The sequence below is a fragment of the Acinetobacter sp. WC-141 genome, assembly GCF_000313935.1.
GTDB lineage: Bacteria > Pseudomonadota > Gammaproteobacteria > Pseudomonadales > Moraxellaceae > Acinetobacter.
Genome location: NZ_AMSS01000027.1, coordinates 56712 through 71993 on the forward strand (window position 1 = coordinate 56712; position 15282 = coordinate 71993).

13 protein-coding genes are annotated in these 15282 nt (G+C 38.7%); 4 read left to right on the forward strand and 9 right to left on the reverse strand.

The annotated features are described in order from the left end of the window. Positions 1 to 210 precede the first annotated feature (210 nt). On the reverse strand, positions 211 to 897 hold the full coding sequence (locus tag ACINWC141_RS04235; RefSeq protein ID WP_001043290.1) for a hydrolase: 687 nt from the start codon (positions 895 to 897) through the stop codon (positions 211 to 213). Between the two features lie 196 nt (positions 898 to 1093). On the opposite strand from ACINWC141_RS04235, the gene ACINWC141_RS04240 reads away from it, so the two are divergent. Continuing rightward, complete coding sequence (locus ACINWC141_RS04240) at positions 1094 to 1984, forward strand: LysR family transcriptional regulator (RefSeq protein ID WP_009388234.1); 891 nt, start codon at positions 1094 to 1096, stop codon at positions 1982 to 1984. 48 nt (positions 1985 to 2032) lie between these two features. Here the strand turns inward: ACINWC141_RS04240 and ACINWC141_RS04245 are convergent, their stop codons facing one another. Beyond that, on the reverse strand, positions 2033 to 2773 hold the full coding sequence (locus tag ACINWC141_RS04245; protein WP_081400011.1) for a GntR family transcriptional regulator: 741 nt from the start codon (positions 2771 to 2773) through the stop codon (positions 2033 to 2035). 397 nt (positions 2774 to 3170) lie between these two features. Between ACINWC141_RS04245 and ACINWC141_RS04250 the strand changes: the two genes are divergently transcribed. Both ACINWC141_RS04250 and ACINWC141_RS04255 read left to right on the forward strand, forming a co-directional pair. After that, positions 3171 to 4640 (forward strand): NCS1 family nucleobase:cation symporter-1, encoded by a 1470-nt coding sequence (locus ACINWC141_RS04250; protein ID WP_009388280.1) that lies wholly within the window; start codon positions 3171 to 3173, stop codon positions 4638 to 4640. Further along, positions 4637 to 5371, forward strand: a complete 735-nt coding sequence (locus tag ACINWC141_RS04255; protein WP_009388292.1) for an aspartate/glutamate racemase family protein — start codon at positions 4637 to 4639, stop codon at positions 5369 to 5371. The genes ACINWC141_RS04250 and ACINWC141_RS04255 overlap by 4 nt, the downstream gene beginning before the upstream one ends. A gap of 66 nt (positions 5372 to 5437) precedes the next feature. Here the strand turns inward: ACINWC141_RS04255 and tauD are convergent, their stop codons facing one another. From tauD to tauA, 4 genes are read right to left on the reverse strand one after another with little or no spacing between them, the layout of a single operon-like run. Then, positions 5438 to 6319, reverse strand: a complete 882-nt coding sequence (gene tauD / locus ACINWC141_RS04260; RefSeq protein WP_009388207.1) for a taurine dioxygenase — start codon at positions 6317 to 6319, stop codon at positions 5438 to 5440. Between the two features lie 8 nt (positions 6320 to 6327). Then, positions 6328 to 7197, reverse strand: a complete 870-nt coding sequence (gene tauC / locus ACINWC141_RS04265) for a taurine ABC transporter permease TauC (protein WP_009388246.1) — start codon at positions 7195 to 7197, stop codon at positions 6328 to 6330. Beyond that, positions 7194 to 7988 carry a taurine ABC transporter ATP-binding protein gene (locus tag ACINWC141_RS04270; RefSeq protein ID WP_009388228.1) on the reverse strand — a complete coding sequence of 265 codons (795 nt, stop codon included), beginning with the start codon at positions 7986 to 7988 and terminating at the stop codon, positions 7194 to 7196. Before ACINWC141_RS04270 ends, tauC begins: the two co-directional genes overlap by 4 nt. A 9-nt stretch (positions 7989 to 7997) precedes the next feature. Beyond that, positions 7998 to 9038, reverse strand: a complete 1041-nt coding sequence (gene tauA / locus ACINWC141_RS04275; RefSeq protein WP_009388219.1) for a taurine ABC transporter substrate-binding protein — start codon at positions 9036 to 9038, stop codon at positions 7998 to 8000. 442 nt (positions 9039 to 9480) lie between these two features. On the opposite strand from tauA, the gene ACINWC141_RS04280 reads away from it, so the two are divergent. Then, positions 9481 to 10665 carry a hypothetical protein gene (locus ACINWC141_RS04280; RefSeq protein WP_009388315.1) on the forward strand — a complete coding sequence of 395 codons (1185 nt, stop codon included), beginning with the start codon at positions 9481 to 9483 and terminating at the stop codon, positions 10663 to 10665. 60 nt (positions 10666 to 10725) lie between these two features. On the opposite strand, the gene ACINWC141_RS04285 is transcribed toward ACINWC141_RS04280, so the two are convergent. The 3 genes from ACINWC141_RS04285 to ACINWC141_RS04295 all read right to left on the reverse strand — a co-directional run bounded on the left by ACINWC141_RS04285 (position 10726) and on the right by ACINWC141_RS04295 (position 15250). Continuing rightward, positions 10726 to 12192: an MFS transporter gene (locus tag ACINWC141_RS04285; RefSeq protein ID WP_009388268.1), complete on the reverse strand. Its 1467-nt coding sequence runs from the start codon at positions 12190 to 12192 to the stop codon at positions 10726 to 10728. Positions 12193 to 12386: 194 nt separating this feature from the next. Continuing rightward, the gene (locus tag ACINWC141_RS04290) at positions 12387 to 13778 is read right to left on the reverse strand and encodes an LLM class flavin-dependent oxidoreductase (RefSeq protein ID WP_009388233.1); all 1392 of its coding nucleotides are present in this window, start codon (positions 13776 to 13778) and stop codon (positions 12387 to 12389) included. Between the two features lie 176 nt (positions 13779 to 13954). Continuing rightward, positions 13955 to 15250, reverse strand: a complete 1296-nt coding sequence (locus tag ACINWC141_RS04295; RefSeq protein ID WP_009388314.1) for an acyl-CoA dehydrogenase family protein — start codon at positions 15248 to 15250, stop codon at positions 13955 to 13957. Positions 15251 to 15282 lie beyond the last annotated feature (32 nt).

The following is a 15282-nucleotide window of genomic DNA, read 5'->3' on the forward strand; positions in this document are numbered from 1 at the left end:
TTTTACATCCAATAAGAGGAGTTAATTCTGTTACTTTTCTTTCGTGAAAAGTAACCAAAACCATTGCCATCTGCAAAACTCGTTCAATTACAATCTTTTCAGATTTTGTCCTGCCTCGAACAGTTGCAGATGGCTTTTCCACTTATCAAATATAGTCAAAAATCGAATAAATCAACTTAAATATCGAAATACCCTTAACTCAACTATTTCTTATTTTGCAGGAACTGGTGCAAGTACTTCGTGTTTTGAAGTTGTACGTTCAGGTGCCTTATGTACCATCGTATAGGCATAATCAACGCCCATACCATAAGCACCAGAATGTTCGCGTACAATTGCCATAACAGCATCATACGTATCACGATGTGCCCAATCACGTTGCCATTCGAGTAAGACTTGTTGCCAAGTTACTGGAACAACACCTGCTTGAATCATACGTTGCATGGCATAGTCATGTGCTTCTTTCGATGTGCCACCCGAAGCATCGGCAACCATATAAATTTCATAATCACCTTCAAGCATGGCACCAAAAGCAAAGGTGTTATTGCACACTTCAGTCCACAAACCTGAAACAATCACTTTCTTACGATTATTTTTTGCAAGCGAATCACGTACTTTTTGGTCATCCCATGAATTCATTGAAGTACGTTCTAGTAATGGAGCATCTGGAAATACATCTAAAAGTTCTGGATAGGTATGACCAGAAAAGCTTTCAGTTTCAACCGTGGTAATGGTGACAGGAATATTGAATGTTTTAGCTGCTTTTGCTAAGCCTACCGTATTATTTTTTAATACTTGGCGGTCTATTGATTGTACCCCAAAAGCCATTTGTGGCTGATGATCAATAAAAATAACCTGACAATTTGTTGGTGAAAGTTGTTCTAAAAGTGATTTATTCATGGGTAAACTCCATTATTCCTTATGAGTAATGCATTAAAATTGCTTACTGGTCACTATCAAAACAGATAAAAATGTAAAAACATAGACAGTAAATCAGCTCGAATCTGTATCCTGTACGAATACAATAAAAACAAAGATTGCTTTTTAATTTTTATAGTTTAATCATTGATATATATTTTTTAACTTTCGCTTATCCATGGATCGATTAGACTGTATTTCCACTTTTGTAAGTGTCGTAGAACATGGGAATTTTAGTAGTGCAGCCAGAGCTCTCGATATCTCTCGCGACTTAGTGGCAAAACGTGTTTGCTACCTCGAAAATGACCTAAAAACCACACTTTTAAACCGAACGACAAGACAGATGAACTTAACCTCTTGTGGGGAAAAGTTTTATCAACATAGTAAAGTCATTTTAAGTGAGTTTGAATGGGCTGCCTACGAAATTAGCTACAATCAGCAATATCCTGAAGGTGAACTTAAACTCAATACGCCCATGTCTTTTAGCAATATTTTTCTTCAAAATATTATTTCAGACTTTATTGAGAAATATCCCAGCATCAAAATTGATTTATTCATGACTGATCAACTACTAGACATGAATAATAATAAATTTGATTTAACCATTCGCGTAGATGGCTCTCCTCCAAACTTAGCAAATAGTAAAATATTAAATACCTATCAACGATATTTATATGCAACACCTGAGTATTTCAATCAGCATGGATTACCAGAATCATTAGAAGAACTTAAAGAACATAAATTTCTGATTTACTATCAAGATAGTCGACATAAGAAATTGATTTTCCAAAAAGATCAAAAAGAAGTGTCCTTTAATTGCTTCCCAGTCATGACCTGTAATAATGGTGAATTATTATTAGATATGTGTTTAAAAGATCACGGTATCGTCTTTCTTCCAGAGTTTATTGCTGAACCTTACTACAAAGAAGGTAAATTACAGAAATGTTTGGAGGACTATACCAGTCAACCACTTCACTTATATGTGACATGGCCAAACCGTAAAATTTTATCGAAGAAAGTAAAACTATTTATTGATTTTTTAACGCATCAGATCATGCCCGTAAAATAAGTGAACTGGGCCTTTTCGATAAGAATTGGCCCACTATTTTTAGCTAGTTTAAATAGCTTCAATTTTCTTATTTTTAAATAAATTTAATAAATTTTGCTCTGCAGTTGCTGTGCTGTCTTGTTCAATAAATGTCGTTGCGTAGTGTTCTAAATGTTCTTCCATCAGTTGAGTAGCTAATTTTTCATTTCCTTGCTCAATAGCATTTAAAATTGCACGATGTTCATCTGCCGAACAATTATTATGTTTAGGAATTTCATATAACCCAATTAATAACGAAGTCCTTGCAATAAGCGTCTGCAAATAACTAGTCATAATCGTATTTTGATTTGCTTCAATCAGCTTTAAATGAAATTGACCTGATAGCTTAATCCACTCGGCCCAATTACCAGCTAAACGCTCATGAGACTCTTGATCTACTAAGCTTCGAAGCTCACTAAAATCTAGGCTATGTGACTTTTGAGCTAGCTTTTTTACAGTGGCGATTTCAAGCATGCTACGTGCTTCAAAGACCTCTTTTGTTTCATGAGCACTATGTTTTGCGATGAGTGCTCCACGATTGGGCTGAATTTCGATGACCTTTTCATGTGCAAGTTTGACGAAAACACGTCTTAATACTCCCCGCGTTACACCGAATGCTTCACACAAAGGTGCTTCAACTAAACGTGCGCCAGGGGCAAGTTGTCGATTTAAAATAGCATCTACAATAGCGTTATATATATGGTCATCAATTTCATCATTGCTCATTTCTACGGCTTTTTTTGGTGCATTCGATGGCATTGATTTCTCCATTTTTATTAACGCCCCCTCTTTTTAAGACTTTATCTAATGACAATAGTGTAAGTTTAACTTAAGCGTTTTGGAATATTACTCTCATTCCCCCAAACACTTATGTTGAGCTAAACAATTCAATATTAGACCTCTAAATATCCACTTATACAGCTAAATTTACTTACTTTTTATAAAAAATTAAGCCTTTCTCATTTTATAAATTTATCTCTTCATATCCAAAATTCATACCAGTTTAAATAACTCATAAGCGTTACTTCTTAAATTTGGCATAACTTTTGCTCAATTTAAATTGTGCACAATTTAAATATCACATTGTACACAATTTTAATTTCATTCTTTTAGACAGAACAACAATGCTGCTGAAAGTGCCTCCATCTTAAGGAAGTGAGTGTTCAAGATGAATAATACCGAAGCAATAATTAAACCTTCTTATGATACAAAACTGACAAATCAAGACTTAGCTCCTTTAAAAAAGCAAACATGGGGCGCTTATAATATTTTTGCTTTCTGGATGTCTGATGTTCATAGTGTCGGCGGTTATGTCATGGCTGGGAGCCTTTTTGCACTTGGACTCAATAGCTGGCAGGTACTTTTATCTTTACTCATCGGCATTGCTATAGTTCAGTTTTTTACAAACCTGATTGCCAAGTCTAGCCAACAAACTGGTACGCCCTATCCTGTTATTTGCCGCGCAACCTTTGGTGTGCTTGGTGCAAATATTCCTGCTGTTATCCGTGGGCTTATTGCTGTCGCATGGTATGGCATTCAAACCTATTTGGCCTCCAGTGCCTTTTTATTGGTCATTTTAAAGTTCTTTCCAGAATGGTCGGTCTATGCCGATGTTTCAAATTACGGCTTTCTTGGGCTTTCCTATTTAGGATGGGTTGGCTTTATGCTGCTTTGGTTACTGCAAGCGATTGTTTTCTGGTCTGGCATGGACAGTATTCGTAAATTCATTGACTGGGCAGGTCCAGCTGTCTACGTTGTAATGTTTGCGATGGCAGTATGGCTCATCTGGAAAGCTGGGTGGCAGAATATTGATTTAAACTTGAGCGGTGTTCAATACGACGGTTTTGCGGTTGTACCCGTCATGATTGGTGCGATTGCGCTTGTTGTTTCATATTTTTCAGGGCCTATGCTGAACTTTGGTGACTTTTCTCGTTATGGCAAAAGTTTTAATGCCGTTAAAATGGGTAACTTTCTTGGACTACCGATTAATTTCTTAGGCTTTTCTTTACTTACTGTGGTATGTATTGCGGCAACGCTTCCAGTCTACGGCAAGCTCATTACAGACCCTGTCGAGATGGTTGGAAAACTTGATAATACTTTTGTGGTTATTTTAGGCAGCTTGACCTTAATGATTGCCACCATTGGGATTAATATTGTCGCTAACTTTGTTTCACCTGCCTTCGATTTTTCCAACGTTTCACCGAGCAAAATTAGCTGGCGCATGGGTGGAATGATTGCAGCAGTTGGTTCAATTTTTATTACCCCATGGAATTTGTTTAATAACCCTCAAGTGATCCATTACACCATTGATATTTTAGGTGCATTTATCGGTCCACTTTTTGGCGTATTACTAGCCGATTTTTACCTCATTAAAAAACAAAAAATTGTGGTAGATGATTTATATACTTTAGATACCAAAGGTTTGTATTGGTATAAAAATGGTTATAACCACTCTGCCTTTTATGCCTTAATTCCAGCTTCATTAATTCCTATTCTCTGCGTACTTTTACCACAACTGTCTGGGCTGGCTAATTTCACATGGTTTATTGGTATGGGATTTGGTTTTGTCATTTACCGATTTCTTAACCAACCGCTTGCCCATGCTAAATCGGCAATGACTAAGGTAAAAGTACAATGAAAATTAAAATTATTAATCCTAATACCACCCAAAATATGACTGACAAAATTGCTGCATCAGCAAAGATAGCCGCAAATTCTGATACTCAAATTATTGCCGTGAGTCCTCAAATGGGCCCCGCAACGATTGAAAGTTATTATGATGAAGCCCTAAGTGCCATAGGTGTGCTAGAGGAAATCCGCCAAGGTGAACAGCTAAATGTAGATGCCTATATCATTGCCTGTTTTGGTGATCCTGCGCTTTATGCTGCCCGTGAAATGACGTCAGCACCTGTGATTGGGATTGCCGAAGCAGCTATGCGAACTGCAAGTTATGTAAGTACTGGTTTTAGTGTGGTCACAACCTTACAACGCACAGTGAATATGAGCTGGCATCTGGCTCATCGCTACGGGGCTACGCCATTTTGCAAAAATGTTCGAGCTTGTGACATTGCAGTTGAAGAGTTGGAGCTTCCTGACTCAGACGCTTATCAGACCATACGAGATGAGTGCAAAAAAGCGCTCGCAGAAGATAAAAGCGATGCGATTGTTTTAGGCTGTGCAGGTATGAGTGATTTGTGCCTAAAGCTACAAAACGAATTGGGAGTGATTGTTATTGACGGCGTTGCAGCAGCAGTTAAACAAGCTGAAATGTTAGTTCAGTTAAATTTAAAAACCAGCAAAGTTGGTGATTGGGCCTCACCTCCTGTAAAGAACTACACAGGCATATTGTCGGGGTTTGGAATGCGCTAAAGCATTATTGTTTCAATTCCAACTCAAAACGCTGCGTTGGAATTGAAACGGCTGAAAACTAAAGAATTAAACTTCAGCTAACTCTGGCTGTTGTTTATTTTTATAAAATGGTACATCACCGTTAATAGTTGCACGGTGCATGATGCGATGAGCATCGCCATAATCAAATAATGCTTTATGTTGTGTGCAACGGTTATCCCAAATCGCGACGTCACCGTCTTGCCATTTCCAGCGTAAATGAAATTGCTCTTGGGTCGCATGTTCAAACAAGAAATTAAGTAATTGCTCACTTTCTTGTTCGGATAACTCATTAATGTGTGTGGTAAAACCCTCACTTACGAACAACAAAGGCTCACCTGTAACCGGATGAGTACGCACCACTGGGTGAACCACTGGCGGGTTACGCTTAAAGGTTTGCAAAAGCTTTTCACGCTCTTCTTCGTTATGGGCAAAACGTTCAAGTGGAAAAGACTTACGAATATCATGTATTGCAGTTAAGCCACGTAATTTTTGCTGTAACTCAAGCGGAAGCCCTTTAAAAGCTGCTGTATTGCTCGACCACAACGTGTCACCGCCTACAGGTGGAATTTTAATGGCTTGCAACACACAACCTAAAGGTGGATTTTTACTAAAAGTCACATCTGTGTGCCAAAGTTCATTGTCACGCAAATCTTGTTTCCAACTGTCGAGCACCATCACTTCTGGCACATCTTCAATTGAAGGATAAATCGGGTGCACATGTAAACTGCCAAAACTACGAGCCAAGTCTGCTTGTGCTTGCGGTGCTAATTGTTGCTTTCGAAAAAAAATAACCTGATGATCAAGCAAAGCCTGCTGGATTTGTTGCGTTGTCTGTTCATTTAACGCATTCAAATCAATATCGTGAATAATTGCGCCAATGGTAGGCTTGATCACTTCAATATTTAAGTTTGCTACTACTGTATTCATCTTCTTTACTACAACTGCTGACCATACCAAGGAGAAAACTGTTTTTGTAACCAACGTAAAAACAGCTCAAAACTAACTGCGACAATCGCAATCACAATAATGCCCAGAATCACCGTATCGGTAATTAAGAACTGCGCTGCCGATTGCACCATAAAACCAATACCACGGTCCGCTGCAACCAATTCTGCTGCAACTAATGTTGACCAGCCCACCCCGAGACCAATACGAATACCGGTAATAATATGAGGCAAAGCGGTTGGTAAAATGACATGCCAAAATACTTGTGTCTGACTTGCCCCTAGCGACAGTGCAGCACGTTCACGATTCAGCTGATGGCTTAACACACCATGCGCACTACTAATGATGACAGGCGCCAAAATCGAGAAGAAAATCAAAAGTACTTTTGTGGTTTCGCCAATACCGAACCAAATTACGAGTAAGGGTAAATAAGCTAACGGCGGAATTGGACGTAATAATTCAACCAAAGGATCTAGAACAGCGCGAACCCATTTGTTCAGGCCCATCCATAAGCCCAGTGGTACACCAATCATCACGGCAGCAATCAAGGCTAAAAACACACGCGAGATACTAGCGGCCAAGTGTTGCCACAAAGTAGCCTTCATAAAGCCTTCTTGGCTGACCGCTATAAATTTTTGCCAGACTGCCTGGGGGCTCGGTAAAAACAGTTCCGGTACGACATGCAAAGCAGTAATGAGGAACCAAAGTGCAACCACACTTCCCACACTAATTATGCTGACTGCCAAAGTGCGATGCTTTTCAAAAAATGACGATAGAAATGAAGCATTTTCTGTTTGCACATCTGACTTAAGTTTTAGTCCTGCTTTGTCATATTCATAGACGTTATCTTTAGTACTCATGTGGTTAACGCCTCCTTACCGCTTTGTTTTTGTGCCCTTAAACTTTCAAACAACTGCTCTCTGAGCTGAATAAATTGAGGGTCCGATTTAATTGAGCGAATAGACTCACCCTGACGATATCGATTAGCAAAATCGAGATGTAGAGTTTCTACAATTTTGCCTGGATGCGCTGTCATTAAAACTAACTGATTACTGAGCAATAATGCTTCTTCAATATCATGTGTAATTAAAAAGAAGCTTTTATTTTGTTGAATCCATAAATCGAGCACTAACTGCTGCATGTTTTCACGCGTAAAAGCATCTAATGCCGCAAAAGGTTCATCTAACAAAATAAACGGCGCGTGACTAATCAAAGCTCTGGCAATACCAACACGTTGTTTCATACCGCCGGAAAGTTCCCAAATATTGGCTTTTTCAACGTGACTTAAACCTACAATTTTTAAAATTGCGTTCACTTGTGCTTCGATATCCGCGCGCTTTAAACCTTTTAACTGCAAAGCGAAGCCAACATTATCTGCAACATTCAACCAAGGAAGGAGTGCATGATCCTGAAACACGACAGCGCGGGTTATATCTGGTCCATTTACCACTTCATGATTTACAAGCACATCACCTGAACTCGGCTTTTGAAACCCTGCCAAGATATTAAGCAAAGTTGTTTTGCCACAACCTGACTCGCCCAAAATCACGGTTAAAGAACCTTCTTCAATCGTTAGGTTAATGTCTTGTAAAACTGGCTTTTGCTGTTTAGGAAAAGTCAGATGAATATGTTTGGCTTCTAGTACACTCATGACAACTCCTTAAGGCTGCAAAAATGAAGAATTCACATTGCCTTTATAATCGGCTTTCAGTTGATCGACCTTGCCCTGACCTTTTAATAACTTCGCTGTATCAAAAATATTTTGCGCAAATTCACCATCTAACGTTTGTTTTTGCTGAGCGTGGTCAAGGTAAATATTTCCACTTAATAAAAGCGGGATATCTTTTGGATCAGAACCTGTGAGCTGCGCAATTTTTTGCACGTTATCGCCATTTTTAACGTAAGCGGCTGGGTCTTGATTATATTTTTCGAGTTGCTCAAGCGTAGTTTTAACAAAAGCTTTTAAGAAATCAGGATTTTTCTCTGCAAAATCTTTACGCACAACCCATAAGTCATAAGTTGGAGCGCCCCATTCACCCACTTGTTTTGAGTCGGTTAAAACCGTACCAGATGCTTTGGCTTTACTTAAAGCAGGTTCCCACACATATGCTGCATCAATATCACCACGTTCCCAAGCAGCTGAAATTTCAGGTGGGCGCAAGTTAATAATCTTTACTTTGTCTTCTGGAATGTTCCAATGTTTAAGTGCAGACAAAAGACTGTAATGTGTGGTTGAAACAAAAGGTACAGCAATGGTTTTGCCAATTAAATCTTGAGGCGTTTTAATACCTGATTTATTACTTACTACGAGTGCTTCAGACCCACCAAGTTTTGATGTAATTAAGAATACTTCAATCGGTAAATCACGGCTTGCCGCAGCAGCAAGTGGGCTTGAACCAATATTGCCAAGTACGACATCACCTGAAGCAAGTGCGTTTACAACATCTGAGCCGGCATCAAATTTTTTCCATTGAATGGTACGTTGACTATGTTTTTCATATTCCCCATTAGCCTGCGCCACTTTGCTTGGGTCCACCCCTGTTTGGTAGGCAATTACGACAGGTTTGCTGTCGCTAACTGAAGCACTTGTATTATTGTCTTTTTTATTTTGCCATACGATAAATGCAACAATTGCGACTACCACAATTGCCGTGATAATGAACGGTTTGGTCTTCGTGCTCATAATTTCATGATCTTTCAATAATATAAGCTCATGGTATGCAGCTGGCTTTATAATGAAAAATAAAAAAATATGAGTTGCTTATCTATTTTTGATAAATAACTTTTTCATATAAGTTTTTATCTTTTGGTAAAAAGCAAATATCAACCAAACTTACAGGTTAGCCATAAAATTAAAATACTTATATATCAATAATTAAAAAGGATATTCAAAAAACACATGATGAGAAAAACCTGACATACCTACTCTAATTATCTTATCCTACTCATTTCATCATTTTTATTTTTGCTTATCGCATCCAGAGTTTTGCATCTCATTAATTTTCATTCTTTTATATAAAGTACAGATTTTATTATCTTTTTATCTTGAATCTTCTGCAAATATTAAGATTTGAACAAATCTTTTTCTGGTTTATACATGACGCAAATTTAATTTTTATTTTTTTAAGAGGAGAAAAATTCTTTTGTTTAAACATTATCAAATTTTGAAAAAAACATTAATTACAGCATCTTTAATTACATTCAGCCTCTCAAGTCATGCAGCCCTTACCTTTGGTAATGCTGAAGAAGGTCAACTTAAAGTGAGTGGTACTGTTCGAGCTAAATATGTTTATGATTTTGACTCTGATCCCACTACCAGTAAATTCTCCTTTAATGACGCGGTATTATGGCTAGATTACAACTCCCCGAAATGGATTGGCCGCCTAGATTATCGGGTTTATGAATATTACGGGCGTTTAGGCGATGCCAATTGGCTTACCGATGCGTGGTTGGGTTATAAAATTAATGACAACAGTAAAATTATTGCTGGCTTAAACCCCGTTCCTTTTGGCTTGGGTCGCTTTTGGGGAAATACTTATTATTTAGGCATTGCCAATAGTGCAGGTTGGGAAGATGTACATAACCTTGGGGTGAAATATGATTTCAATGATGGAATCAATGAAGCACAACTCGCCTTTTATCCTACCGATGGTGGCACCTATAGAGGTAAGAGCAAAGACTCGAGTCGATTTAGTATCAACCCTGTTAATGCGGATGACTCTGTACCACAAGGCACCAATACTAAAGAAAAGAACTCGATTGTTGTTCGCGGTGCTCATACCTTTAAAAATGTCTTAGGCCAAGAAAATTTCTCTACCCAACTGGGCGCCTCTCTTTGGTACTCCACCATTGAAAATAAACGTTCAGGGCAAGATGGCGATCGCCAAGTCTATTCAGTTTTTAGCAATACCAATTACAATCAATGGAATTTACAGCTTTTGGCTGGTTATCAAGACATTGATAATGCCGATGCCCAATATAAAGACCATCTAACTTTGGGTGGTTTCGATTATTCATTTAACTCTGCAACCAAAGGTCAGATTTATTCAGCAGAACTGAGCTATCTATTCCCTCAGCAGTTTGGTCCAATTACCTCTGTTCGCCCTTACCTCAACTATAGTTCTTATCGAAAAGAGCAAGATGGCTTTAAAGATTCAACTCGTTTTATTCCCGGCATTGCCTTTAACTATCAAAAATTCACAGTACAAGCCGAGTTGCTGATGGGTAAACACGATCCATATCTAGGAGATAGCGAAGGTCTAGCGGCTGGTGGAAGTAATGATAAATGGAATAAAAAAGCATTTGTAATTTTTGCTTATTACTTCTAATTCTTAAAACAAAGGCCAACAGATGTTGGCCTTTATTTTATTTAGAGATTTATTTTCACTCTAATCAATTACCGGTGAATTGTTGAGAGGAAGTTCTGTTTTATCTTCATCAATCACATCAACATCTTGGGCGGTAGGCTCAAACTTAATCAGTAGCCCAATCACAATTAAAGGAATAAATGCAAAGATAGAAATAATTAGGTAAACATCGGTTTTGTACCCCGCCATCCAGATGGGTAAAACAAACAAGGCAATTGCTTGAGCAACACCCGTTACTGCACGGTTAAAGCCAACACCAACACCACGAATCGAAGCTGGATAAGCCATGGTTGGATAGACCATCATTTGTGCCCCTGGCCCAAAGCCTTCAGCAAAAAGCCACAAACCGAGCATTCCAATTGCGGTGTAGAGTAAAAAGCTATTACCGGGTTCACCAATTAATGCCAAAGCAATGAGGGCTATAAACTGGAGTAAAAAGCCTGTAAGCAACACATGACGAGATTTAAATCTGCTAGCAACAAATACACCTAACAGCCCGCCCGTAAATGCAAACAATAAATTAAGCCCAAGTGTTGTAGTAATGGTCGTCAAGACATCGGTATGAAAGAATCGCGTTAAAATAGAAGGTAAAAAGAAGGCAATGGTCGTGTACTGAAATGCCACCGAAATGTGAATCACAATTGCCACAATAGTTCTTGGCAAATAGGTTTTATTAAATAAAACTGCAAAACCCTCGCGCTTTTTCTTTTCAGCAGTTCTTTCTACTTTTTCAACTGTAGCGACTGCATGAATTGCATAGGATTCTTGTAAAACCTTAGCTGCACCTTTTAAATCGCCTTGGTTTGCAAGCCAGATTGGTGATTCAGTTAAATATTTACCGCGAATAAAAATGATGAGTAAGGCTGGCACTGCTCCGAAAATTAAAGATGCTCGCCATAACCAGTTGCTATGCTCAGGGGGTAAAAGAAAATAAAGCGCCAGAACTAGGCCAAAACACACCGAAGAAGCGGCATACCACATTGGGCACCATGCGGCTAAACGCGCTGCCTTGTTGCTACTACCGTTAAATTTGGAAAACTCAGATAAGTATGACATTGCCACAGGCAGATCAATACCAACACTAATTCCCATAATGAATCTGGCTAAAATCAAAACCCATACATTCGGTGCAAAACCAGCGACAATTGCCGCAATGACAAACAGCACCATGTCCGCCATAAAGACCCGATAACGGCCAATTTTATCTGTCAGCCAACCACCAATCAGGTTACCAACAATGGTTCCACAGACAATTGCTGAAGCTACCACACCAGTCATCACAGGGCTTAAAGAAAACTCTGAGATGACTTGCTCAATACCAAAGGACAGCGTTGTTAAATCATAGGCATCAATAAACACCCCTATCAGTGCCAACCAAATAACTTTATTCGATTTACCCTTCCCTGCAAATTTGGAAATTAATTGTGAAACATCATCGGGAGATTTAATTTCATAACGGTGGTTATGATCGAGTTCTTGTGTGCTCACTTAATAATTCCTGTATTTTAATCACAGGAACAAAATAATGATTATTTGCACTATACAAAAACAAATTAATCTGATGTTTTAATCTAAATTATAGAATTATCTTTTCATTATTAACTCAGCAGTAAAACCGATATAAAAGACAAAATAAAAGCTGGTATCTAACCAGCTATTTATTTAAAGACTTCCTAAAATATTTAACTCGCCTCAGCAAGTTTTAATTCTTTTAGATTACGATATTTTGCACCGCGGTGATTTTCAGGTAAATATGGCCCAGCACCAAATAATTTTTCTCGTAAAGTTCCTTGTGCATATGAGGTTTGATATACCCCTCGTTTTTGCAACTCTGGCACAATAAATTCGACCACATCGGCAAAGGTTTGATGCGCCAAAATATAGGCAAGGTTAAAGCCATCAATATCGGTATCTTCAACCCATTGTTGTAAAGCATCTGAAACGGTTTCTGCCGAACCCACCAATACTGGTCCATTACCACCTAAACTGTTCCAATTTGCAATTTCTTCAATGGTCCAGACACGTTCTGGATCTGCATTTACATAAGAATCTAATAAAGATTGAATCGCGTTGGTTTGAATATATTCAACTTTATCGTTCGGTTGATATTGTGAAAAATCAACACCCGACCAGCCAGACAGCAATGTTAAAGCGCCATCATAGCTTCCATAGCTTTGATATTCTTTAAACTTAGCCTGTGCTTTTGCATCGGTTTCATCAGTGACAATCGACAAAAGTGCATAAATTTTAACTGAGTACGGATCGCGGCCTTCTTGAGCCAATTTTTGGCGAATGCCCTGTACCACTTTTTTAGTGGCGATTTTAGACGGTGCTGCGATGAATACACACTCGGCATTTTGACTCGCAAACTTCTGCCCGCGTGAAGATGCGCCTGCTTGGTAAAGTACTGGTGTTCGCTGCGGTGATGGCTCACAAATATGGATACCCGGTACAGTAAAGTATTTACCCTCGTGCTGAATTGGATGCACTTTTTTATGGTCAGCAAAGATACCGCTTTCACGGTCACGAAGTACCGAACCTTCTTCCCAAGAACCTTCCCAAAGTTTGTAAAGGACTTCTAAATATTCATCAGCAATATCATAACGATTGTCATGATTAACCTGAGTTTTTAGGCCCAAGTTTTTCGAACCACTTTCCAAATAAGACGTCACGATATTCCAACCAACTCGCCCTTTGGTTAAATGGTCTAGCGTACTAATACGTCTAGCAAAAGGATAAGGGTGTTCAAAGGAAATCGAAGTTGTGACACCAAAACCCAAGTGCTTTGTGACTGCCGCCATCGCCGGCACAATCTGTAGCGGATCATTGACTGGAACTTGTACCGCACCTGTTAAGGCATGTTCAGCACTTTGATGATAAACGTCATAAATACCAAGCACATCTGCAATAAAAATACCGTCAAAAAAACCACGCTCAAGAATTTGTGCTAAATCTGTCCAATATTCTAAATCTTTATATTCAACAGATCGGTCTTGAGGATGCCTCCATAATCCAGGAGATTGGTGGGCAATACAATTCATTTCAAAAGCATTAAAACTAATTTTCTTAGTCATAAAATATTCGCCAGCATTTTATTTAATTTTTATACTAAAGCAATTTTTAGGTTTTCTTTATAATATAAACCCCAAACAAAATATGATTTTATTCTAATAGATTTTTATAATTTATTTCTAAAAACATAAATAATATTAAGCCACTAAAATAGCAGCTTAATATTTAAAAATATAATTTATTGTTTAGCAACATTCCCTATTCGCCATTGATACGGTGGTAATGTGCCGTTTACACTAAAATCACCGATAATTCGATTTTTAAATACTCTCGGGTTATGTGAAGATAAAGTTCGTACATTACGCCAGTATCGATCTAGGCCTAAATCTTTGTCTGTTGCAGAAGCACCTAAAGCGTCAAATAAAATCGTAGAAGCATTTAAAATTAGATCGGTAATGACCGTTTGAGACTGTGCACTTTCAAGCTCGGCAAGTGCATTTTGCTCTTCTTCAAGCTGCTCATTATTTTGAAATGCAGCTAAGTAAGCACGTTGTAAGCTTTGTGCAACTTTTTCAACAATCGCTCCTGCACTGTAAGCCGCGCCACGAATTTGTCCCACTACTTGTAAAATTTGCGGATCCTGTTTTACAAATTGGGCATTTGCATGCGTGTAGTTTCGGGTACGTTTAGCAACAGCTTGAGAAACATCATAGGTTGCAGCACGTCCTAGACCTGTAATGATTGCCAGTTGAACCAGTTGATAGTAAGCCGCTGAATATTTAAAACGGTCATCATCAGGTAAAATTTCAGTTTCATCGACCAATACGTCGTGGAAATATGCCGTACCACTTGCGGTGAGCTGCTGACCAAAGCCATTCCAGTCATCAACAATTTCGACACCTTCATCTTCACGGCGAACAACAACCGAGCCAGATTCACCCTTTAAATCTGTTACACCAACATCCACCCAGTCTGCATATAGGCTACCTGTGGTGTAATATTTTTTACCTTTAACGCGAATTTTTCCTTCACTGTCTCGATATAAATGTGTTTCGAACTGATCAATTGACTCTTTCCCGCCTTCAGACCATGCACTACCAACTGTTTCACTATTTGCAATTCGGCTAAGCCAACGCTTTTGAAACGCTTTGTCTTTACTTACCAAGACATCTTCAGTGAAACCAAAATGCACACGCAAAGCTTGCGGTAAGTTTGAGTCTGCTTCTGCAAGCTCAATGAGCAATGCAAATAATTCAGGAATGGTTGCATCAAAGCCCCCATGGGCTTTGGGAAGTCTTAATCGTGTAAAACCAACATCTTTGAGCCACTGAAGTTGTTCATAGGGCAAAATATGCTGTTGCTCACGGATTAAAGCCCCTTCTTTAATACGGGCAAAAGTTGGTCTGAAATTTTTTGCCAACTCATCATAACGCTCAGTTGGCCCTTCACCCCATACGCGAGAAATAATTGAGGCCTGACTAAGTGCTGCATGCGTTAGTGAACCGAGATGATGCTCAAAATTTAAATTTGTCATGTAAGTAAAACCAATATTGCTTTGCTTTTACC

Coding starts and splice junctions, on each gene's coding strand:
- ACINWC141_RS04255 (WP_009388292.1), top strand. CDS start 4,637: ATGAAAATTAAAATTATTAATCCTAATACCACCCAAAATATGACTGAC.
- ACINWC141_RS04250 (WP_009388280.1), top strand. CDS start 3,171: ATGAATAATACCGAAGCAATAATTAAACCTTCTTATGATACAAAACTG.
- ACINWC141_RS04235 (WP_001043290.1), bottom strand. CDS start 897: ATGAATAAATCACTTTTAGAACAACTTTCACCAACAAATTGTCAGGTT.
- ACINWC141_RS04270 (WP_009388228.1), bottom strand. CDS start 7,988: ATGAGTGTACTAGAAGCCAAACATATTCATCTGACTTTTCCTAAACAG.
- ACINWC141_RS04245 (WP_081400011.1), bottom strand. CDS start 2,773: ATGGAGAAATCAATGCCATCGAATGCACCAAAAAAAGCCGTAGAAATG.
- ACINWC141_RS04240 (WP_009388234.1), top strand. CDS start 1,094: ATGGATCGATTAGACTGTATTTCCACTTTTGTAAGTGTCGTAGAACAT.
- ACINWC141_RS04295 (WP_009388314.1), bottom strand. CDS start 15,250: ATGACAAATTTAAATTTTGAGCATCATCTCGGTTCACTAACGCATGCA.
- tauC (WP_009388246.1), bottom strand. CDS start 7,197: ATGAGTACTAAAGATAACGTCTATGAATATGACAAAGCAGGACTAAAA.
- ACINWC141_RS04290 (WP_009388233.1), bottom strand. CDS start 13,778: ATGACTAAGAAAATTAGTTTTAATGCTTTTGAAATGAATTGTATTGCC.
- tauD (WP_009388207.1), bottom strand. CDS start 6,319: ATGAATACAGTAGTAGCAAACTTAAATATTGAAGTGATCAAGCCTACC.